Consider the following 20116-nt stretch of genomic DNA (forward strand, 5'->3'; position numbering starts at 1 on the left):
TCGAAGGCATGCTTCGTCTGATCGCCTTCGCGGCTCTCGGTGCTCTTGTCGGTGGTGTGATCGTGATCGCCGTCGGTCCATCCACCGTCGGGTACACGGTGGCCGGCATCGCACTCCCCGTCTTCATCATCTCCACCGTGCTCACGCTCATCGCCCGGTCGGTGGGGAACGCCATCGGGGCTTCTCCGGAGGCCGTGCAGCAGGCCAAAGACGCCCGCCGGCTCGGGGTCGCACGCATCGACGCGCTCCGTCAGACCGGCACACAGATCAACGATCAGCCACTGTGCGAGCTCGACCTGACCGTCCAACCACTGCAGGGATCGGCCTTCGCGAGCACCATGCGCACCGTCGTCCCGCTGACCGCCATCCCGATGTTCCAGCCCGGCACGGAGCGTGATGTCGCCATCCTGCTCGACGGTGGACCGGAGGTCGCGTTCATCGACGAAGGTGAGCTCTCACCGGCGGAACGGGCGCGTCTGCGTGTGCCTGGGCGTGGGTCCGTCCCGTTCATCCCGGTCGAGCCGCACCGCCGCATCGTCGACGGCGTCCGACGGGGGCCGTTGCTCGGCGTCGGCCGCGCGGGCCGGCCCGCACGGTTCGCCCTCTTCGCCGTCGTGGCGATCGCTGCGGCGACGGTCGTCGTCGCGCCGTTCCACCAGGCGGTCGGGCAGTCGTTCGCCGCCATGCAGGATGGCCGGCTCCGACCGGATCTGCGCCGACCGGAGGCGCTCGCCGACGCTCAGCGGGCGCTCGAGGAGGCGATCGGTCACGACCGCGTGGCCTCCATCACGGTGGCGGCCGACTTCATCATCGTCGAGGCCCCACTGTCCGCTGGTGACACGAAGACCGACCGCTGGACCTACCGGGACGGAGCCGTCACCAACGACGGCGCGGCGACCTCGCAGCCCGAGTCGACGGCCGAGCAGTTCTCCTGGACGGATGTCGCGCTCGACCGCGTCTGGATGCTGATGCATGACGGTGCCGAGCAGGTCGACCGGCCCGTCGGCGACGCCCTCGCCTACGTGGTCCGCGCGACCGACGACGACGTCCACAGTCCCGCCTTCGGTCGCCCGGCCGGGCCGCCGGAGATCATGTTCAGTGTCGGCGACGACTACGGCACGACCTCGTTCGTCGCTGACGCGGACGGTTCGGGCCTCACCGCGCGGTGAAGCCCCGGGACACTCCGAGCGAACGGCATACTGTCGTCATGAACGCTGCGTCACCGTCATTCCCCCCGCTGGTCGTCGGATCCGCCCCGGCCCGGACGGAGCGGGCGACCCGCCCGGCGTTCGTGCTCACGCTGATCGGAGCGGCGTTGGTCCCGATGCTCGGGATGCTCCTCGCCGTGCTGACCACGACCACCGGAGGGTTCGCCCTCGGCATGCTGGCCGGGCTGTCTTTCAGTGTCATCTCCTGGCTCATGCTGTTCGCCGTGGTGCAGTTCGCGACGGTCCGCGGAGCACAGTCGGTGGCTCGTACCGTGCTGACGCTCGACACGAACGGCCTCCGCGGCAGCATCCCGCAGGGCGAGGTCTTCCTCCCGTGGAGCGCGATCGAGCGCATCTCGGTCCGCTCACGCGGCAAGTGGCGGATCCTGACCTTCCACCTCGTGCCCGGTCTCACCGCGCAGTCACCGGGCGTCTCGACGACCCTCTCACCACGGTCCTTCGCCGCGCTCGGCAAGCTCGGGTTCCAGGTCGGCGAGGTGGCGATCGACACACCCGTCGACACCGTCCTCGCCGCGACGAACGCGTTCACCGGAGGCCGTCTGCGCTGAGCCGTGGTCGACGGGTCTGTCGGATGGTCTGGCACGATCGGATGTATGGACTCCGCACACGCCGCCAGCCCGGTCGCCGCCCCCGACGTCGATGCCGCGAGGACGATGTGGCAGGCGTACGCCGAGCATCGCGGCGGCGCGGGACTGGACGACGCCGACTACACGGTCGAGCACTTCGGCGACACGGCCGAGCTGGCCGACGAACTGCTCGACATCGTCTTGACCGGACGGAAGCGGGCCACCGCCGAACTCGTCTCCGAGTTCGCGCATCGCGGGGACCCGCTTCCGCGGATCGGATCGCACTGGATCGCGTGCGACAGCACCGGTGCTCCGCGGATCATCATCCGGAGCGTCGCACTGCGCATCGGTCCGTTCGGGAGTGCCGACGCCGCCTTCGCGTTCGCCGAAGGCGAGGACGACCGCACGCTCGAGAGCTGGCAGCGCGAACATCGACGCTACTGGGAGCGGACCACTGCGGCCCGGGGTGCGGTGTGGTCGGAGTCCGAAGAGATCGTCTTCGAACACTTCGCCGTGGTGTGGCCGCCGGAGCACGCCGACGGACACGTTCCGGTCAGGCCGGTTCCGTAGACTCCCCGCATGCCGATGTCCGACTACGTCGCCTCGATCCGCTCCCACATCGGGACCGGGTTCCTCATGCTCCCCGGGGTCACCGCGGTGATCCGCGACGGGGACCGGTTCCTCCTCGGCCGCCATCACCACTCCGGCCTCTGGAGTCTGATCGGCGGCGGCGTCGAGCCGGCTGAGGAGCCCGCCGACGCCCTGCTCCGCGAGGTCCTCGAAGAGACCGGCGCCCGGGTCCACATCCGCGGGATCGTCGGGGTGTACGGCGGTGAACCGATGATGGTGCGCTACCCGAACGGCGACCACGTCGGCTACGTCACCACCGCCTACGACTGCGAGCTCCTCAGTGAGGCGACCGCGGACCCCGAGGAGCTGCTCGAACTCGGTTGGTTCGCCCGTGACGAGATCCCGACGCTGCCGCGGCGCGACTGGATCGATCGCGTCATCGACGACGCCCCGGGGCGCGAGCCGGCGGGCGGCGAGATACGAGCCACGTCGTGATCCGCGTCGTCCTGTTCGACCTCGACGGCGTGATCCGACACTTCGATCCAGCCCTGGTGGTCGACATCGAGGTCAGGAACGGGCTCAAGCCCGGGGTGCTCGCCGGGATCGCCTTCGCGGCTCCGCTCATCGACGAGGTCACCACCGGCCGGATCACGAGAGCCGAATGGGTCAGCCGGATCGGACACCTCGTCGGTGACCGGGCGGCAGCTGAGGAATGGGGTGCTCAGACGTGGTCGGTCGACCACGCGCTCCTGGAGCTGTCCGACGAGATCCGAACCGCGGGCTTGACGACGGCGGTGCTCACGAACGGCACGGACACGATCGCTGCTGAACTCGCAGCGTCGGGCATCGCCGACCACTTCGACGCGATCTTCAACTCGGCGGACATCGGCTTCGCGAAACCCGACGTCCGAGCGTTCCAGCACGTGCTCGACGTGCTGGGAGTGAGGGGCGCGGAGGTGCTCTTCACCGACGACTCTGCGTCGAAACTCGTCGGAGCAGCGCGGCTGTCGATGTCCACGCGTCGGTTCACGACGGTCGACGACCTTCGGGGTCGCCTGCGCGACGCAGGCGTACCGGTTCGCGGTGCGCAGGCGCCCGAGCGCTCAGGCCGAGGCGAGCTCGCGGGTGGTGAGGACGCCGGTCTCGAGCGCTGAGAGCGCCACGACCTTGTAGCCCTCGGAATCGAAGAAGATGGTGACGCGATCCGGCTCGACACCCATCACGATGCCGGGACCGAACTCCTCGTGGTGCACCGCCTGGTCGACATGCAGCGGCGAACCGGCGACGGCATCTCCGGACCCGGCGCGCTCCTCCTCCTGGTGTGCCTCATGCCGTTCGCAGCCGTCGCAGTTTCCGCACCATTCCGCTGCCTCGACACCGAAGTACTCGAGCAGCACCCGCCGGCGGCAGTGCGACGTCTCGGCGTAGGCACGCATCATGGCGAGCCGCGATTCAGCGATCCGCTCGCGTGACTCGAGCGTCTGGCGCACAGCGCCGATCGCGCGCTTCGGACCGATCTCGTCGATCGCCCGGACGCCGTCGGCGGTGTCGACGAGGCCGGCGTCCGCGAGGTCGTTGACGAGGCGGGCGACCGTGCGGCGCGGCCGATCGAGCTGCTTGGTCAGATCGCCGACGCTCGAACCCGGAGCAGCGCGGACGGCCCGCCAGACGGCGCGCAGTGCGTTTTCCGACACCGAACGCTTGGTGAAGAAACGACGGAGACCGAGATCCTCTGCGCGGTAGTGGAGCGCGGTGGTGGCAGGTTCACCATCCCGTCCGGCCCGTCCTACCTCCTGGTAGTAGGCGTCGAGTGACTCGGTCGTCGTGGCGTGGAGGACGAAGCGCACGTCGGCGCGGTCGATCCCCATCCCGAACGCCGAGGTCGCGACGACGACGTCGAGTTCGCCGGCTCGCCAGCGATCGTGGACGGCGCGACGTTCCGAGGTCTTCAGGCCGGCGTGGTACGCGGCCACCCGGCGTCCTTCGGCCGCGATCTCCTCGGCGTATCGCTCGGTGTCGCGGCGCGTCGCCACATAGACCAGTCCGGGCGCCGTCCAGGCGCGGGCCTCGTCGACGACCGCGGCTCGCTTCTCCGCTTCGCTCTCGTGCCGGTGCACGACGAGGCGGATCTCCGGGCGGTCGACGCCGTGCACCTGGACGTCCGGATCGTGCATGCGCAGGCGTTCGATGATCTCGGCGCGGACGGGGCCGGATGCGGTGGCCGTCATGGCGAGCACCGGCGGATCGCCGAGTTCGCGGCGGACGTCTGCGAGGCGCAGGTAGTCGGGTCGGAAGTCGGTTCCCCATGAGGAGACGCAGTGCGCCTCGTCGACGACCATGAGTGAGACACCGGCCGCGCCGAGCCGGGCGACGGTCTCCTCGTTCGCGAGCTGTTCCGGAGCCAGCAGCACGTAGACGGGCCCGCGCTCGTCGATGCGCTCCCAGGCCTCCGCGATCGCATGCGGCCCGAGCGAGCCGTTGAGTGCGACGGCCGGAGGGGCGGCAGGCGCCGCCTCGATCGAGGCGAGTTGATCGGCCTGCAGCGCGACCAGCGGTGAGATGACGAGGGTCACGCCACCGCGCTGGGCGCCGGCGACCTGGTAGACCGCCGACTTCCCGCCGCCCGTGGCGAGGACGAGGAGCGTGTCGCGCCCCGCGACGGCCGACTGGATCGCCTCCCGCTGTCCCGGCAGGAACGTCTCCCATCCGAAGTCATCGCGAGCGATGCGATCGACGGAACCGGCGGACGTACGAGAGGAACCCATGCCTGTGACGGTACCTCCGCGCACCGACCTGTCGAGCCCGCTTGACGGGTGCCGCCGGCTCTGCAACGTCGCACCGTCGAGCAGGACGGAGGTCGGTCTCCGGGTCCTCAGGCGGTCAGCTCGCCATGACGCCGTAGAGCACGTAGTCGTCGAGGTATTGCCAGACGGTCCCGGTCTCGGCAAATCCCGCGCTGCGGAGTGTCTCGAGGTGGAAGCCGAGGGTGACCTTCGGCGGCGCTTCGTGGAGCGATGCACCCCAGACCTCGTCACGACGGCGGAGCGCGTCGGCGTAGCGCGGCGTGGCCGCGACCGCGTCCCACCAGCCGTCCCACGTGTCGGTGTCGCCGGAGAAGGTCTCCTGCTGCATCGCCTCGTCGTCGGTGCGGGCGATGTCGGCCAGCGTCGACTCGTGGTGTGCGCTGTACGAGAGGTGATCGCCGTTCACGACGATGCCGCCCGGCCGGATGAGGGCGGGCAGTGCGCGGTAGACGTCGACGAGGTCGGCGGGTCGGAGCCAGTGCAGTGCCGTCGAGGAGACCACGGCGTCGAACCGGCCGTCCGCGATGAGCGGATGCGCGGCCCAGTCGGCGTCGGCGAGGTCGACCTCCGCGATCGAGAGCCGCGGGTCTGCTGCCGAGAGGTCGGCGGCGATGGCGAGGAGCGCGGGGTCCTTGTCCGCGACGACCGCCCGACCATTCGGGACGGCCGCGAGGACGTGCTCGGCGAGGGAGCCCGTCCCGCCCGCGAGATCGAGGATGCGGGGCGCGGGCGAGTCCGCGCAGATCGCCGCGACGACCCGCGCGATGGTGTCGAACCGCTCTGCTCGATGCCTGATGTAGCCGGTCTGCTGCGCATCCCAGCGCGATGCGAGGCTCCGAGCGGTCGCGAGCGTCGTCGCGTCGTCGGTGGAGATGGATTCGGTCATGGGGACTCCTTGGTGTCGGGGTGGAGGTGTCGTTCCGGTGGTAGTGAGAATTCGAAGCGCACCCGGCCGGCCGCGTCCTCGTGCCGGTGGGTGCTCACGTCGTAGACCCGGTCGATCAGGCCGGGATGCAGGACGTCCCGGGGTGGGCCTGCACCGGCGACGCGGCCGTGGTGGAGGAGGACGAGGTGGTCGCAGGCCTGAGCCGCGAGGTCGAGATCGTGCAACACGACCACGACGGTGGGTGCGATCGTGCGCAGGAGTGCGACGACCTCGAGCCGATGTCTGAGGTCGAGATGGTTCGTGGGTTCGTCGAGCAGGACGTGCGGCGCACGCTGCGCGAGGGCTCGGGCGAGGGCGACCCGCTGGAGCTCTCCTCCGGACAGGGTGGCCAGGCGGTCGAACGCCCGGTGGGTCAGCCCGACCGCGTCGATCGCGGCGGCGACCTCCTGATCGTGGGTGGTGCCACCGACGCGGAGTACGCCGTGTTCGGCGAGACCGCCCAACGACACCTCGTCGACGACGCGCAGCCCCGGGTCCGGGTCGACTCGCTGGCCGACCTCGGCGACCCTGCGGGCGATCCACCGTCGGCGCCGCGTGCCGACGTCCTGCCCGTCGACGGCGATCCGACCACGCTCGATCGGAACGGCTCGCACGATCGCGCGCAGCAGCGTCGTCTTCCCACCGCCGTTCGGCCCGACGATCCCGGTCACGCTGCCGGTCGGTGCGGTGAAGGAGACGGCGTCGAGCAGCGTGCGGCCACCGGAGCGGACGGTCACCGCCGCGGCTTCGATCATCCGAGATCGTCCAGGAGCCGTGCGAGTTCGTGAGGGCCCTTGATCGAGAGCAGGCTCGGCGGATCCGTGTACGGGAAGCGGAGTGCTGTGACCCGGTCGTCACGGACGGCGCTCAGCCCGGAGACACCCGGCGTGCTCAGGAAGGCGTCGATCGTACTCTGCGGGTCGCCGCTCGAGTACAGCAGCACGATCGTGCCGGGATCGCGGGAGATGATGTCCTCCACGCTGGCGTCGAAGACCCGCTGATCGGAGTCCGCGTACACGTTGGTGAGGCCCGCGGCCGCGAAGACCGGGGTGACCATGCTCGGCCCGCCGTACGGCGACAGCACGGCGCCGCCGGACGAGACGTAGAGGGCAGCGGCGGTCCCGGCGTCGGGAGCAGGTGACTGCACGGTCGCCTTCGCCGCGGCGATGGCCTGCTCGGCCTGTTCGCCCGCTCCGAGCAGGCCGCCCAGGGACCGGACCTCGTCCCAGACCCGGTCGAAGGTCGCCGTCCTGCTGAGCGCCGGGTCGGGGTTCGAACAGTAGGCGGTGGGGGAGTAGACGGGGATCCCGCTCGCCGCCAACGCGTCACGGTCGACGGCGTTCTCGGGGGCGATGACCAGATCCGGCGACGCACCGAGGATGCTCTCCTGGGAGACGACCGAACCACCCGTCGCGTTCTGCTCGGTGGTGAGCGGCGACAGGGCGTCGAGTGCGTCGTACGTGGCGTCCGCGTACAGGCCCGGTTGTGGGGTCGCGGTGATGGCGACGATCCGGTCGACGGCTCCGAGCGCCTCCAGGTTGGGCAGTTCGTCGTCGTTCACGAGCACGATGCGTCGGGCCGGCGCGTCCAGGGTGATCGTCGAACCGCAGTTGTCGATGGTGACCGGGAAGCCGGCGTCGCTCGGAGCGCCAGAGGGCTCAGCTGCGGTGGTGGCCGTGCAGGCGCTCAGGATGCCGAGCGCGAGCACGGGGACGGTCGCAGCGAGGAGCGCTCGCCGGAGTCGGGGTGTGGTCATCGGGTGTCTTCCGTTCTGATGGGGGAGGGGAGGGGCTCATGTCTCGGACCGGGCGCCGTGGCCCTGGCGGAGGAGCGCGAGGAGGAATGGCGCGCCGAGGATCCCGGTGATCACACCGACCGGGATCTCCTGCGGAGCGAACGCCGTCCTTGCGATGGTGTCGGCGGTGACGAGGACGATGCCGCCGAGCAGGGCGGCGACGGGGAGCACGGCCCGGTGGCGTCCGCCGACGAGCCGGCGCGCGAGGTGGGGGATAACGAGCCCGATGAAGCCGACGCCCCCGACGGCCGCCACCGTCACGCCGACCATCGCCGAGACGCCCACCATCAGTCCGATCCGCGCTCGCTCGGGGTCGAGTCCGACCGATCTGGCCGAGTCGTCGCCTGATGTCAGGGCGTCGGTCCAGGGCGCGAGGACGATGAGGGCGCTCAGGCCGATCACCGCGGAGATCGCTGCGGCGAGGAGGGCGGCCGGTTGCACCGACGCCAGCGACCCCAGGAGCCAGAACAGCACGGAGCGTGCCGCTTCCGGTGCGTCGCTGGAGAAGACGAGGAAGCTCGTGGTGGCGTTCAGCGCGTACCCGACGGCGAGCCCGGCGAGGACCAAGCGCAGGGGCCCGCGTCGATTCGCCATCCCGGCGAGCAGGACGACCAGCAGCACCGCACCGATGGCCCCGGCCAATGCGGCGCCGGCGACGAGGAGCGCGCCGCCACCGCCGATGACGAGCACGACGAGGGCCACACCCGTCGAAGCGCCCGAGTTGAGTCCGAGCAGGTAGGGGTCTGCGAGCGCATTGCGGACGAGGGCCTGCAGCATGACTCCCGCGACGGCGAGCACGGCGCCGGCGACGAGTCCCATCGCCACCCGCGGCGCTCTCGTGATCCAGACGATCTGATCGACCGAGTCCGGCCAGGGGCCGGGTGCGCTTCCGAAGAGGTGCCGGGCGAGGACAGCCACCACCGTCGGCGGTTCGATGGGGACGGGGCCGATCGCCACGGCGATGAGGATCGTCGCCACGGCGAGCATGGCAAGACTGACGGTCATCGCCGCGTCATGCCGGCGGCCACGCCGGATCGACGCGACGACGACCTCGTTCAACCCTGACGCGCCTTGAAGCGCGGGTTGAGCTTGTTGATGACGAAGACGCGACCGCGTCGGCGGACCACTTGCGCTCCTGGCATCTTCTTCAGCGACTTCAACGAGTTCCTGACCTTCATGACCGCACCCTCCATATTGATAATGGTTATCAATACCATAGTGGGTGGATCTCGCCGATGTCACATCGACCGCCGCTCGGAGTGCCGTTCAGTCGACGGGCGTGCGTGTCCGGAACGCCGACGCTGCAGACACGACCGCGATCAACACGAGCATCATGAGCGGTGGCGCCGCGGCCTCGACGCCTCCCTGTGCGATGAGCCGACCGGTGAGCGCGGCGCTCGCCGCGATACCCGCGGCGGAAGCCGAGTTGATCCAGGTGAACCCCTGCGTCAGTTCCTGGGGGACGACCGTCGCCTGCACGATCTGCGAGGACGAGGCGAGGAGCGGTGCGATCGCGGTCCCGCCGACGAGGAGCATGATCGCCAGCCCGGGCAGGGCGGGCCAGACGGCACCGACGACGACGGCGAGCGTGAGGACGACGGACGCGATCAGCTGCACGGTCCGGGGCTGCGGAGTCGATCGCAGCGCACCGTACAGCGCGCCGGCGACGATGCTCGCGGCACTGGAGAGCGCGAGGACGAGTCCGACGAAGGGTTGTCGTCCCTCCGCCGTCGCCGCCGCCGTGACGAGGAGTGGTGCCGCACCGAAGAAGCACCCCAGCCCGAGGTTCACCCCGAGCGCCGCGAGGAACGGTGGGGCGAGGAGGGTGGAGCGGTGGATGTCCGCCCCACGCTCCGGTCGACGTCGCGGTTTCGGGGCGGTGGAGCGTTGCAGTGAGAGTGCGACACAGCCGGTGGCCACGAGGATCCCCGCAGCCGCGGATCCCGCCCACGGCGCGAGCGAGGTGCTCATGAGCGTCACGAGGATCGGTCCCGACAGGAACACCGCGTCGTTCACGTTCGCTTCGAGAGCGAAGGCGGTCCGGAGCGCATCGGGCTCCGGGAGGAACCGCGACCAGCGCGCCGCCGACAGGGCACCGGGCTGCGGGATCGCGACACCCGCGACGACGACGATCGCCAGGGAGATGCCGAACGGCGCATGTCCTGCAGTGGCGATCGCGACGACGACTGCACTGACATGCACGAGCACGGCCACCGGCACGGTCGCCGTCTGTCCCCACAGGTCGGTGAGTCGGGCGATCTGCGGGCCGACCACCGCCTCGGCGAGCGCGAACGCCCCCGTCGCCGCCCCTGCGGCCGCGAACGACCCCGTGGCGTGCTGGATCGAGAACAGCAGCCCGAGTCCGGTCATGGCGACGCCGAGCCGCGCGAGGGCTGCAGCGAGGAAGAACCGGGGCGCCCCGGGATGGCCGAGGACGCCGCGATATCGGCGGGCGGCTGAGCGGAAGTGGCCGAGGATGGAGGGCGGGAATGAGCGAGCAGTCGTCATGGACGATGCCTCCGAGACGGAGCGGGGGATCGATCGGCAGACAAGTCGGCCTGGGCTTCGACGATCACCACGACACCGCGGTACCCGTCCATCGTGCCCGCCAGGCCTGCGGGGTGCAAGCATCGCGAGTCGCCCGCGGTGGACGGTCCGCGTGAGGCGGGGGTGGGTCGTGCGGTGGATTCGGGTTCCGTGCTCCGCGGGCCGTCCCAGCGCTGGTATCTTACGGATGAAGCCGACACCATCGGGGTGTGAATCCGGATGCGGTGACGAGTGACGAGGTATCGATGCGAACGGTCGGCGTACTGGACAGTGACGACCGCGCCCGTGCGTCTGCCGTGTCGTGGCTCGGCTCCCACGCACCTGATCTGCAGGTGACGATCGCGGCGTCGTCCTGGGGTGAGATGCTCACGGACGACCGGTTCCCACCGAGTGCGGTCGTGTTGTGCCCGCGAGTCGGGGACCGGGTCGACATCGCGTACAAAGCGCGTGTCTGTCGCATCCTCGACATCGACGTGGTCGTGGTCTCCGATGCTCCTCAACAGGAGATCCGGTCCGGGCACCGGAGCGTCGGCGCCACGTTCGTCTCGACCGTCGAAGCGGCGGCGGGAGTGCTCCGCGCAGGAAGCTGACCCGCGCCCGCAGCCGGGCTCAGCCCGCGGTGTCGGTGAGGAGCGAGGACACGGAGGCCGCGATGCGGTCGGCCCCCTCGTGGTCCTCGGCCGTGATGGTTATCACGGCGTCGCCGGCGAAGATGACGAGCTGCCCGTAGGCCCCGTGGAGTCGCCAGGCCGCGCCAGGACCATCCCACCCGGCGAGCGCATACCGCTCGTAGCCATCGCCGGTGCCGGAGGGCACCCACTCGGTGTGCATGGCGTCGATCCACTCCGCCGACAGGAGTCGTTCGCCTCCCCACCGGCCGCGGTCGCGGATGAGGCGGCCGATGCGCGCGAGTTCCGTGGTGCCGAGGTGCAGCCCTCCGCCGGCCGCGATGAATCCGCGGGGACACCGCTCCCAGGGCGCGTCGTGGATGCCGAGCGGTGCGAGGAGTCGTTGCTCGATGTAGTCGCCGACGTCGCCGACCCGGGTCTCGAGCGCGCGCATCGCCGTGTAGGTGCTGGCGTTCGAGTATTGGAACACACGACCGCGGGACGGCCTGCTCAAGAACTCGAGGGCGAGGTCCGGCCAGTCGGACAGCAGGGTCGGTGACCAGGGGAGGTCGACACCGCTCGTCATGTTCAGGAGGTGGCGGAGGGTGACGTCGGCAGTACCCTCGCCGAAGTCGACTTCCGGGAACACCGCGCCAAGCGTGGTGTCCATCGTGATGAGACCGTCGTCGATGGCGATGCCGACGGCGAGCACACAGACGCCCTTCGCTGCGGAGTGGATGTCCTCACGGACGTCCTCGGTCCAGCGGTGCCCGGCTTCGTCGTCACCGGCGAGCACGTGCAGGCCGTGCGCGTCGAAGCCCAGCTCGGCGACCTGCTGGACGATGCGGTCGCGGAGGAGGGCTGCTCGGGTCGTTTCGGCTCGGGTCACGGTTCCAGTCTGCCCGACGCCCGCACGGCGCGAACGCCGTCCATCGCAGGGTTCATCGGGTGCGACCGGACTTCCCGACGTCCAGGCGGCCGGCGAGTGACGCCCCGAGCAGCCCGAGCGCGGCGGTCCGGTCAAGAAGTCCGCGTGAGCGACAACGGTTAGCGGCACCGCGCAGCTCACTCCTGCCGCCGATCCCGGCACTCAGCCCCCTCCAGGCGGGGAGGCGTTCGCAGTGCCCGCGCTGAAGGCGGTCAGCAGTCGCCGGCCCTCCGGCCAGGCGCCGAGTCCACTGGCGGCGTTCACGTGGCCCTGCCGCCCGATGCTGATCCGAGGCACGCCCCACCTTGCGGCGAACTCGGCTGCGCGAGCCTCCGAACAGTACGGGTCGTCGTCACTGGTCACGAGCACTGCGGGTGCGGATGGCCGGACATCGAGATCTTCGGCGAACGCGGCGGCGACCCTCGGGAATCGCGGCCCCTCGGGATCGGGTGCGGCGACGAGGAACAGCCCGGCGACTCGTGCAGGGTTCGCCGCCGCCCAGCGGACGGCCAGCAGACACGAGAGGCTGTGGGCCACCAGGATCGCCGGCTCACCTGCCACCGCCCGGTCGAGCGCGGCGGACCAGTCGTCGAGATCCGGCTCGTCCCAGGAGGCCGGCGCGAACCGTCGGATCGCGGGTGTCTCGCGCTCCCAGAGGGACTGCCAGTGGGCGTCGTCGGATCCACCGATCCCGGGCATGGTGATGATCGACATGGGATTCCTTCGTCGTGGTCGGGCGATCTGCCCTCAGCGTGCCAGTCGAACCCTCCGTCTCAGCAGCTGGAGCGTCACCATCCGTTGTTTACTAAGCAGATGACGGACGATGCTTCGCTTTCCTTCGATCGAACGGATCAGACGATCCTCGACGTGCTCCAGGTCGACGGGCGAACCACGATGACGGACCTCGCCCGGCTCGTGCACCTGTCCCAGCCGGCCGTGTCGGCGCGGGTCCGCAAGCTCGAGCTCGCCGGGTACATCACCGGCTACGGGGCTCGGGTGTCGCCGCAGAAGCTCGGGCTCACGACGCACGCCGTCGTCCGACTCCGAACGACCCACGCACAGATCCAGGCGTCGCTGACCCAGTTCGACGAGCTTCCGGAGATCCACCGGATCTACCGCGTGACCGGCGAGGACTGTCTCGTCCTCGATGTGCACGCCTCCTCGCCGGAACGCCTCGAGCAGATCATCGACGCCATCGGCCGGTTCGGTCCCGTCAGCACGGCCCTGGTGCTGCGCGAGTACCCGGCCCACCCCATCGCCAGTCGCTGAATCTCGCTCTGCGGTCCGCATGTCGCATCGGGCTGGTCGAGTGCACCCGGCGGCGACTACCGTGGACGGGTGTTCACCGTGATCAACCTCGCCGACGGCATCGACATGCGGCCCTTGGAACTCGGTGACGCGAGGGAACTCGCCGCGGCGTACTCGCGGAACCGCGACCACCTGGCTCCATGGGAGCCGGCTCGCTCAGAGGAGTTCTTCACCGAGGCCGCGCAGTCGGCGGACCTCACCAGCAAGCTCGCGTCGAGTGCCGCCGGGAGCGCATACTCGCTCGGCCTGTTCGACGGCGCGACCATCGTCGGCCGGTTCAACCTGTCGGGGATCGTCCGTGGCCCGTTCCAGAACGCCGGGTTGGGCTACTGGGTGGATGCGGAGTACGCGGGCAAGGGCCTCGCGACGGCCGCCGTGCAGGCGATCCTGCGGGTGGCACGCGACGACCTCCGCCTGCATCGGGTGGAGGCGAGCACCCTGCTGCACAACCACGGTTCGCAACGGGTGCTCCGCAACGCCGGGTTCGAGCACATCGGCATGGCGCCGTCGTACCTGCGGATCGCCGGGACCTGGCAGGACCACAACCTGTACCAGGTGATCCTGCACGACTGACCGTGTCGTGTGGGTCGAGTGGTCATCCGCGCTTGCCCCGTGCACACTGGGGTGATGGCAAACGCCCGTGTCGTCTCGGTCAGCAGCGACGATGAGCACCGCTTCTCCAAGCCGCGACGGGACGCGATCACCCTCGTCGCCGGGCTGGGCGTCGAGGGCGACGCGCATTTCGGCGCGACGGTGCAGCATCGGTCCCGCGTGAGACGAGACCCCACGCAGCCCAACCTCCGACAGGTCCACCTCATCCACCGGGAGCTCTTCGCGGAGGTGGACGCCGATCTCACCCCGGGTGAGCTGGGCGAGAACATCACCACCGAGGGGCTGGACCTCCTCGACCTCCCCGCGGGTGCCGTGCTCCGGCTCGGGACGGACGCCGTCGTCGAGGTGACGGGGCTTCGGAATCCCTGTGTCCAGATCGACCGCTTCGAACCAGGCCTGCTCAAGCAGGTCGTCGGCACGGACGCCGAGGGTAGCACCGTGCGCAAGGCGGGAGTCATGGGCGTCGTGCTCGCCGGCGGCGTCGTGCAGCCCGGTGACCCGATCACCGTGGAACTTCCGGACGGAGCCCGGGAACCCCTCGCGCCGGTCTAGAGACAGGCCGCGGTAGCGTGATCACACCGGCCCTGCTCGATCAGGGTTCCGGTCGAGACAGGGGGATGCGGTTGTGAAGCGGTATGCACCGGTCGTGCCGATTTCCGCCTGGGTCTGGGCGAGGACGTTGTTGGCCGTCTGCGTCCTCTTGGTCATCGCGGGTGTTTCCAGTTCCATCATGTTGGTGGTCGGAGCTGCGTGGGATGTTCCCTTCGCCGCAACGGTCATCCTGATCGTCGTGAGCTACGCCGTCGAAGCGGCGTTCAAGCGAGCCGATCAGCGGGAGCGCCGCGCGGGTTACACGACGCTCAGGCTCAAGTATCAGGAGTTCGACCAGGTCGACTCGAGGACCGGGATCGTCGTCCGGCTGGCAGGTGCGCCGTTCCTGTCGCGCGCTGACTGGGAGGCCCGCGCCCAGCGCGCTCGCTGAACCGTAACGGGGCGATGGGTCGCCCCTGAGCTACACGACGTCGTCCTCGTCATCGACCCACTCGCGCGCGGTCGTCATCGTGACGGCGTGCGTGTAGCCGTTCAGTTCCAAGACGAACTCCGCGACGTTATAGGTGTCACCGACCGACCGCACACACCATGATCCGTCGTCGAGCTTCACCATCATGAAGATCGCCTCGGCCTGTGTGCCTTCAGGGAGCGGAGCGGCAGTCAGATCGCCGACCAAGTCCCGCAGTGGCACATGCGGCCGCTTCTCATCCGTGGACATGACGGCTCCTCCTCTTCGCTGGACGGTCAAGGCGATGCTATCCGCGTCGCTGCGCCGGCAGGACGGATTCGGGTCTCGGATCTACCGGAGCGCCAATCGCGTCTGCGTGTGGGTCGCGCCGCCGTCGTTCTTCATGCTGCGGAGGAGGCGGTCGAGGGCGGCAGTGCCGGCGACGCGGATGTGGACGAGGTAGTCGTAAGCGCCGGTGACGTGCACCGCGTCTCTGATCTCGGGGATCCGACGGGTCCACTCCAGGAACTCCTCCGACTGACGCGCGGGGTCGAGTCGGACGTCGATGAACGCCTCCAGCCCGTCCTCGGCGACCGGGGCGTCGGAGCCGAGGATCGCGCGGTACCCGGTGATGACGCCGCTGCGCTCCAGGCGGCGGACACGGGCCGCCGTCGCATTCGTGCTCAACCCGATCTGACGACCGAGCTCACTGAACGAAATGCGCCCATTGGTCCGCAGAACATCGATGATTGCACTGTCGAGGTCGTCCATGCGACACAGTATGCCGTCTCACTGCCAGAACACACTGTCTCGACCGGTGTGCTGCACCAGAGTCGTCGGCATGGACCTTCTCGTCGCCCTCCTCGCCGGTTCCGTCGCCGGGCTCGCCCTGGCCGCACCGCTCGGGGCGATCGGGATGCTGCTCCTCCAGGAAGGCATCACGCGCGGGCTGCGCCGTGGACTGCCTGCGGCCGCCGCCGTTGCGACGGTGGACGTGGCGTACTGCACGGTCGCCGTCGCTGCCGGTGCGCTCGCCGCGCCCATCGTGGGCGGCTGGTCTCCCTGGCCGCAGCTTCTCGGGGGTGTCGTCGTCATCGCGCTCGGAGTGCACGGCCTCCTGCAGGGCCTCCGTGCGAAGCCGTCAGCCGGGGAGCGATCCGCTGAGCGCTCGGGCACCTCGCCTCAGCGGTACGTGCTCTTCCTCGGCCTGACGGCGATCAACCCGGCCACGCTGGTGTACTTCGCGGCGATCCTGACCGGGCTCACCGAGTTCACGGCATCGGAGTCGACGGCAGTCGCCTTCATCGTGGGTGTCGGGCTCGCATCCTTCGGCTGGCAGACGCTGCTGGTCGCGCTCGGAGCCGGACTGCGGCGGAGGACGGGACCGGCGTTCCGGAAAAGGACGGCCATCGTCGGCAACGGCCTGATCGTCGCATTCGGTGTCGCCCTCATCATCCAGGCGCTGTGATCTTCGCCCTGTGAGCGCCGGCTCGTCCGTCGATCAGCGCCTCACCGGCACGTCCCCGCAGGGGTTCCGGGACGTCGGCGCGACGATCTGACCGCTCGAGGTCGTGCGGTGACGGCGGGCCGATTCGCTTCCCGATTCCCGTGAATCGAATAACGTATGTTGCGTTGCTTTGATGGGGTCATCGCAGTGATGCGTTCGGATTGAAGGGGGATGTCGGGTGACGGAATCGCATGGGGGTACGCCGGCCGGTTGGTATGCGGACCCGTGGAACCCGACCGGGCAGCGGTACTGGAACGGCTCGGAGTGGACCCCGCAGGTGCAAGGCGGAGTTCCGCAGCAGCCGCAGCCGTCATCGCAGCCACGACCCGTGCAGCAGCCACCAGCCCCACAGCAGGCTCAGCGTCAGCCACAGCAGCCACACCAGTCGAAGCGTCCTGGCAAACGGCGGGGCCGCACGATCGGCTTCGTCACCGGGAGCGTCGCGATCGCGGCCGCGCTCGCCGTCGTGGCGGCGTTCGTCGTGGTCCCTGCCGTGACCGGCGGCGACGAGGGCCGTATCGCCACCGACCAGTCCGCACTCTACGACTTCACGGCCCCACAGGCGGGCCTCGAACGCGACCACGAGTTCGAGATCGACGTCGACTACGACGTCAAGGCAGAGAACAAGAAGCGGGCGGACACCGACGACCTCGACCGCGGCGGTAACGCGCCCCCATGGGCGTTCCAGGTCTTCTACGACGCGGCTCTGACGAAGCAGGCCGAGTACTCGGTGTACCAGTCCGACTCCGGTGGCGGCGTGACGATCTCCGGAACCGAACTCGGGAAGACGTTCGGGAAGACCGAGGCGGACATCCTCGACGAGGCCGGAGCATCCCGAGGTCGGTGGGGCCTGCACGACGAGTACTTCCTCGTGAGCCGGCTCGAGAAGGACGGCACCGAGCGGGACAAGCCGCTCGTGACGAAGTTCACGGTCGAGTCGGAGTACTCGGCACCCGAGGTGACCTTCGGGGCGGCCGACGACAGCGGCGGTGTCACGCTGTCCTGGGAGTCGGTGGAGGGCGCCGACACCTACCTGATCGTGCACCACGAGGTCACCAAGCGGGGTGACGGCGTCTTCAAACTGGTGGCCGAGGTCGACGGGACCGAGTGGTCCTCCGCTGGCGACACCGAGAACCTCGAGGTGAAGGAGGCCCCGTTCGTCAGTCGTCAGAACATCGGGCTGCAGGCCTACAACTACCGCTCGCAGACCGAGGACGACGTGGCCGGCGGTGAGGAGCAGGACGCCGGTGAGGAGGAGATCGCCGCCGAGACGATCGGGTTCGACCTCGGCGTGATCGCCACCGACGGAACCTCGTTCTCCCCGTACAAGCCGTACGACTTCACCCGCTCCGCAGGCTTCCTCCCGCTCGAGGTCGCGTCGAACTCCACGCGTGCGCTGAAGAACTGGGGTGCCAGCGGCTACATCGAGGGCATCGAGAACGTGCAGAAGGTGCTGCCGTTCGTCTCGGTCGACGGGCGCACCCGATCGACCGTCGCGTACCTCGATGACAGCGCCGTGCTCGACTACGGCGATCGATGGGTCGTCCCGCTCCGCGGACGCAACACACAGCTGGGGGAGTGGATCCCGATCACGAAGCGGTCGACCCCCGACCCGGTCGCAGCCATCGCCCAGTTCAACGCCGCAGCGCAGGAGGCTGCCCCGCCGACCGGCATGCCGCGGTTCGACGCCTTCGTGGCACCCGAGAACACCGACGCCGAACCGGTGTCCGAGGTGCCACCCACCGACTACCCGGTCTACGGCAGCACCGAGTTCACCAGGTTCCTCGCCGGGCACCTGATCGCCCAGACGAAGTCGATCGACATCTCCGAGTTCGTCGACACTCCGGGAGCGCCCGACCCGTACGACGCCGTGTACGAGGCGCGGGCCCAGAACCCCTACGTCTTCAACGTCAGCTACGTCGGACTCCGCGATGGGGGAGACACCCTGCTCGTGACGTATTCGCTGCCGAACGACGAGGTGGCGGCGCTGCAGGCGCAACTCAAGCAACGCGTCGACGAGGTCGTGGCGGCTGTGGCTCCCGAGGGGCTGAGCGATCGGGAGAAGGTCACCGCGCTCAACGAGTGGCTCGTCTCGAACGCCGAGTACGACGACGCCGCCTTCGCGACCCTGCAGGGCGACGCGTTCGACGGGGTCCCGGTCGGCTACGAGTACGCCTGGAACGCCACCGGGACGCTGCTGCAGGGGCTCGGCGTGTGTGCGAGCTACTCCTACGCCTTCAACGCGCTCGCGAACGCCGCGGGCGTGCAGACGGTGGTCGTGACCGGGGACGTCCTCTCCGGTGGGCCGCACGCGTGGAACAAGGTGTTCGTGGACGGGCAGTGGCTCGCCGTCGACACCACCTGGAACGACGGCGGCGATCCCTCGACCTACCTCATGATCCCCGACTCGGGTTTCACCGACTCGGCGCAGCGGGTCGAAGACACGTACTGGATGATCGACTCGTCGATCCCCGCGTACGCGACGCCCTGATCGGCGAGCATCCTCGTCGTCGAGGGTCTGACGGCTGCCGCTCGACCAGCGGCCCGATGGTCTTGTGGTGCCCAGTCGGGGCGTCATGTGGTTGGGCGTCGGGGCGGCTGTGGGGGCTCCTTGACAAAATAACTGAGTCTGCTCATAATTGAGCTAACTCGGGTCAATCCGGGAAATCGACCCGGAAGGAGGCCCACCCATGAGGGCGTTCATCATCTCGAGCTACGCGTCCCCACTGCACGAGACCGAGGTGCCCGAGCCCGTCGTCGGCGCTGGCGACGTCCTGGAGCAGGTGCAGGCCGCCGGCCTCAATCAGCTCGACGAGAAGATCCGTCTCGGCGAGTTCAAGCAGATCCTCCCGTACCAGTTGCCGATCATCCTCGGCCACGACGTCGCCGGCACCGTGATCCGCGTCGGCGCGGATGTCCGCAGCTTCAAGCCCGGTGACGAGGTCTACGCGCGTCCTCGTGATCACCGGATCGGGACCTTCGCCGAGCGCATCGCCGTCGCAGAGGCGGATGTCGCGCTCAAGCCGGCGTCCATCAGCATGGTGGAGGCAGGATCACTGCCGCTCGTCGCACTGACCGCGTGGCAGGCCCTCGTCGAGCTCGGCGACGTGCAGCACGGTCAGAAGGTCCTCATCCACGCCGGTGCGGGCGGGGTTGGATCGATCGCGATCCAACTCGCCAAGCAGCTCGGTGCGCAGGTCGCGACGACGGCCAGCGCCTCCAACGCGGACTTCGTGCGCGAACTCGGCGCGGACACCGTGATCGACTACCGCACCGAGGATTTCGAGCAGTTCCTCCAGGGGTACGACTTCGTGCTCGACAGCCTCGGCGGCGAGAACCTCGAGAAGTCGCTCCGCATCCTCAAGCGAGGCGGAACGGCCGTCGGCATCGCCGGACCGCCCACCCCGGACTTCGCCCGCTCCGCCGGCCTCAACGCGATGCTCCGGCTGGCGATCTCAGCACTCAGCGGCAAGATCCGCAGGCAGGCCAAGCGGCTCGGCGTGAGCTACCGGTTCCTCCTCATGCGGGCGAGTGGTGACCAGCTGCGCGAGATCACCGCCCTCATCGACAGCGGGGCGATCCGTCCCGTCGTCGGACAGGTGTTCCCCTTCGACGACACGGTGGAGGCCGTCGGCTCGCTCGCCGGTGGCGGCATCCGTGGCAAAGCGGTCATCGCGGACTAGTCAGTGATGACAGCGAGAGTGCACAAAACGCTCC

At 69.4% G+C, this 20116-nt stretch carries 24 protein-coding genes and 1 pseudogene; 14 read left to right on the forward strand and 11 right to left on the reverse strand.

Annotation, left to right across the window (positions count from 1 at the left end; all coding sequences use genetic code 11):
* Positions 1-8: 8 nt before the first annotated feature.
* From BIU99_RS13070 to BIU99_RS13090, 5 genes are read left to right on the forward strand one after another with little or no spacing between them, the layout of a single operon-like run.
* Positions 9-1169 carry a hypothetical protein gene (locus tag BIU99_RS13070; protein WP_071261584.1) on the forward strand — a complete coding sequence of 387 codons (1161 nt, stop codon included), beginning with the start codon at positions 9-11 and terminating at the stop codon, positions 1167-1169.
* Between the two features lie 38 nt (positions 1170-1207).
* Positions 1208-1777 carry a hypothetical protein gene (locus tag BIU99_RS13075; protein WP_071261585.1) on the forward strand — a complete coding sequence of 190 codons (570 nt, stop codon included), beginning with the start codon at positions 1208-1210 and terminating at the stop codon, positions 1775-1777.
* A gap of 45 nt (positions 1778-1822) precedes the next feature.
* Positions 1823-2365, forward strand: coding sequence for an ASCH domain-containing protein (locus BIU99_RS13080; RefSeq protein WP_071261587.1), 543 nt, complete (start codon positions 1823-1825; stop codon positions 2363-2365).
* A gap of 9 nt (positions 2366-2374) precedes the next feature.
* Positions 2375-2860, forward strand: coding sequence for an NUDIX domain-containing protein (locus tag BIU99_RS13085; RefSeq protein WP_064295065.1), 486 nt, complete (start codon positions 2375-2377; stop codon positions 2858-2860).
* The gene (locus BIU99_RS13090; RefSeq protein ID WP_064295064.1) at positions 2857-3519 is read left to right on the forward strand and encodes an HAD-IA family hydrolase; all 663 of its coding nucleotides are present in this window, start codon (positions 2857-2859) and stop codon (positions 3517-3519) included. The genes BIU99_RS13085 and BIU99_RS13090 overlap by 4 nt, the downstream gene beginning before the upstream one ends.
* Here the strand turns inward: BIU99_RS13090 and BIU99_RS13095 are convergent.
* From BIU99_RS13095 to BIU99_RS13125, 7 genes are all read right to left on the reverse strand, one after another.
* Positions 3469-5130, reverse strand: a complete 1662-nt coding sequence (locus tag BIU99_RS13095; protein WP_064295063.1) for a RecQ family ATP-dependent DNA helicase — start codon at positions 5128-5130, stop codon at positions 3469-3471. The genes BIU99_RS13090 and BIU99_RS13095 overlap by 51 nt on opposite strands.
* Before the next feature lie 115 nt (positions 5131-5245).
* The gene (locus BIU99_RS13100) at positions 5246-6055 is read right to left on the reverse strand and encodes a trans-aconitate 2-methyltransferase (protein WP_082916004.1); all 810 of its coding nucleotides are present in this window, start codon (positions 6053-6055) and stop codon (positions 5246-5248) included.
* On the reverse strand, positions 6052-6849 hold the full coding sequence (locus BIU99_RS13105) for an ABC transporter ATP-binding protein (protein ID WP_064295062.1): 798 nt from the start codon (positions 6847-6849) through the stop codon (positions 6052-6054). Before BIU99_RS13105 ends, BIU99_RS13100 begins: the two co-directional genes overlap by 4 nt.
* Positions 6846-7850 (reverse strand): ABC transporter substrate-binding protein, encoded by a 1005-nt coding sequence (locus tag BIU99_RS13110; protein ID WP_064295061.1) that lies wholly within the window; start codon positions 7848-7850, stop codon positions 6846-6848. Before BIU99_RS13110 ends, BIU99_RS13105 begins: the two co-directional genes overlap by 4 nt.
* Positions 7851-7886: 36 nt before the next feature.
* Entirely contained in the window at positions 7887-8894 is a 1008-nt protein-coding gene (locus BIU99_RS13115) for an iron ABC transporter permease (protein ID WP_083397346.1), read from the reverse strand.
* Between the two features lie 50 nt (positions 8895-8944).
* Entirely contained in the window at positions 8945-9067 is a 123-nt protein-coding gene (gene ykgO / locus BIU99_RS13120) for a type B 50S ribosomal protein L36 (RefSeq protein ID WP_064295097.1), read from the reverse strand.
* Positions 9068-9155: 88 nt separating this feature from the next.
* On the reverse strand, positions 9156-10397 hold the full coding sequence (locus BIU99_RS13125; protein ID WP_083397347.1) for a hypothetical protein: 1242 nt from the start codon (positions 10395-10397) through the stop codon (positions 9156-9158).
* Positions 10398-10681: 284 nt separating this feature from the next.
* On the opposite strand from BIU99_RS13125, the gene BIU99_RS13130 reads away from it, so the two are divergent.
* Positions 10682-11026 carry a hypothetical protein gene (locus BIU99_RS13130; RefSeq protein ID WP_064295059.1) on the forward strand — a complete coding sequence of 115 codons (345 nt, stop codon included), beginning with the start codon at positions 10682-10684 and terminating at the stop codon, positions 11024-11026.
* Between the two features lie 19 nt (positions 11027-11045).
* Here BIU99_RS13130 and BIU99_RS13135 read toward each other — a convergent pair whose 3' ends face one another.
* Both BIU99_RS13135 and BIU99_RS13140 read right to left on the reverse strand, forming a co-directional pair.
* Positions 11046-11933 (reverse strand): serine hydrolase, encoded by an 888-nt coding sequence (locus BIU99_RS13135; RefSeq protein WP_071261590.1) that lies wholly within the window; start codon positions 11931-11933, stop codon positions 11046-11048.
* 201 nt (positions 11934-12134) lie between these two features.
* Positions 12135-12686, reverse strand: a complete 552-nt coding sequence (locus tag BIU99_RS13140; RefSeq protein WP_083397348.1) for an alpha/beta hydrolase — start codon at positions 12684-12686, stop codon at positions 12135-12137.
* A gap of 99 nt (positions 12687-12785) precedes the next feature.
* Between BIU99_RS13140 and BIU99_RS13145 the strand changes: the two genes are divergently transcribed.
* The 4 genes from BIU99_RS13145 to BIU99_RS13160 all read left to right on the forward strand — a co-directional run bounded on the left by BIU99_RS13145 (position 12786) and on the right by BIU99_RS13160 (position 14874).
* Positions 12786-13241, forward strand: coding sequence for an Lrp/AsnC family transcriptional regulator (locus BIU99_RS13145; RefSeq protein ID WP_071261592.1), 456 nt, complete (start codon positions 12786-12788; stop codon positions 13239-13241).
* Between the two features lie 105 nt (positions 13242-13346).
* Positions 13347-13853 carry a GNAT family N-acetyltransferase gene (locus tag BIU99_RS13150; protein WP_071261847.1) on the forward strand — a complete coding sequence of 169 codons (507 nt, stop codon included), beginning with the start codon at positions 13347-13349 and terminating at the stop codon, positions 13851-13853.
* 54 nt (positions 13854-13907) lie between these two features.
* A complete protein-coding gene (locus BIU99_RS13155) occupies positions 13908-14444 on the forward strand; it encodes an MOSC domain-containing protein (RefSeq protein ID WP_071261849.1) in 537 nt (178 codons plus the stop codon).
* Positions 14445-14538: 94 nt separating this feature from the next.
* Positions 14539-14874, forward strand: a complete 336-nt coding sequence (locus BIU99_RS13160) for a hypothetical protein (RefSeq protein ID WP_139205437.1) — start codon at positions 14539-14541, stop codon at positions 14872-14874.
* Between the two features lie 30 nt (positions 14875-14904).
* On the opposite strand, the gene BIU99_RS13165 is transcribed toward BIU99_RS13160, so the two are convergent.
* Together BIU99_RS13165 and BIU99_RS13170 are read right to left on the reverse strand one after the other, a co-directional pair.
* The gene (locus tag BIU99_RS13165; protein WP_071261596.1) at positions 14905-15162 is read right to left on the reverse strand and encodes a hypothetical protein; all 258 of its coding nucleotides are present in this window, start codon (positions 15160-15162) and stop codon (positions 14905-14907) included.
* Positions 15163-15243: 81 nt separating this feature from the next.
* Positions 15244-15663, reverse strand: coding sequence for an Lrp/AsnC family transcriptional regulator (locus BIU99_RS13170; protein ID WP_071261598.1), 420 nt, complete (start codon positions 15661-15663; stop codon positions 15244-15246).
* A gap of 70 nt (positions 15664-15733) precedes the next feature.
* Between BIU99_RS13170 and BIU99_RS13175 the strand changes: the two genes are divergently transcribed.
* The 4 genes and pseudogenes from BIU99_RS13175 (at position 15734) to BIU99_RS13185 (ending at position 20082) form a co-directional block, all read left to right on the forward strand.
* Entirely contained in the window at positions 15734-16360 is a 627-nt protein-coding gene (locus BIU99_RS13175) for a LysE family translocator (protein ID WP_071261599.1), read from the forward strand.
* Between the two features lie 217 nt (positions 16361-16577).
* Positions 16578-16691: pseudogene (locus tag BIU99_RS20430) on the forward strand (DUF2510 domain-containing protein); the annotation flags it as partial.
* Between the two features lie 36 nt (positions 16692-16727).
* Positions 16728-18890, forward strand: a complete 2163-nt coding sequence (locus BIU99_RS13180; protein WP_071261600.1) for a transglutaminase domain-containing protein — start codon at positions 16728-16730, stop codon at positions 18888-18890.
* 199 nt (positions 18891-19089) lie between these two features.
* Entirely contained in the window at positions 19090-20082 is a 993-nt protein-coding gene (locus BIU99_RS13185; protein ID WP_071261602.1) for an NADP-dependent oxidoreductase, read from the forward strand.
* Positions 20083-20116 lie beyond the last annotated feature (34 nt).

Origin of the sequence: Plantibacter sp. MMLR14_011 (assembly GCF_001865025.1) — a bacterium.
Classification (GTDB): Bacteria; Actinomycetota; Actinomycetes; order Actinomycetales; family Microbacteriaceae; genus Plantibacter; species Plantibacter flavus_A.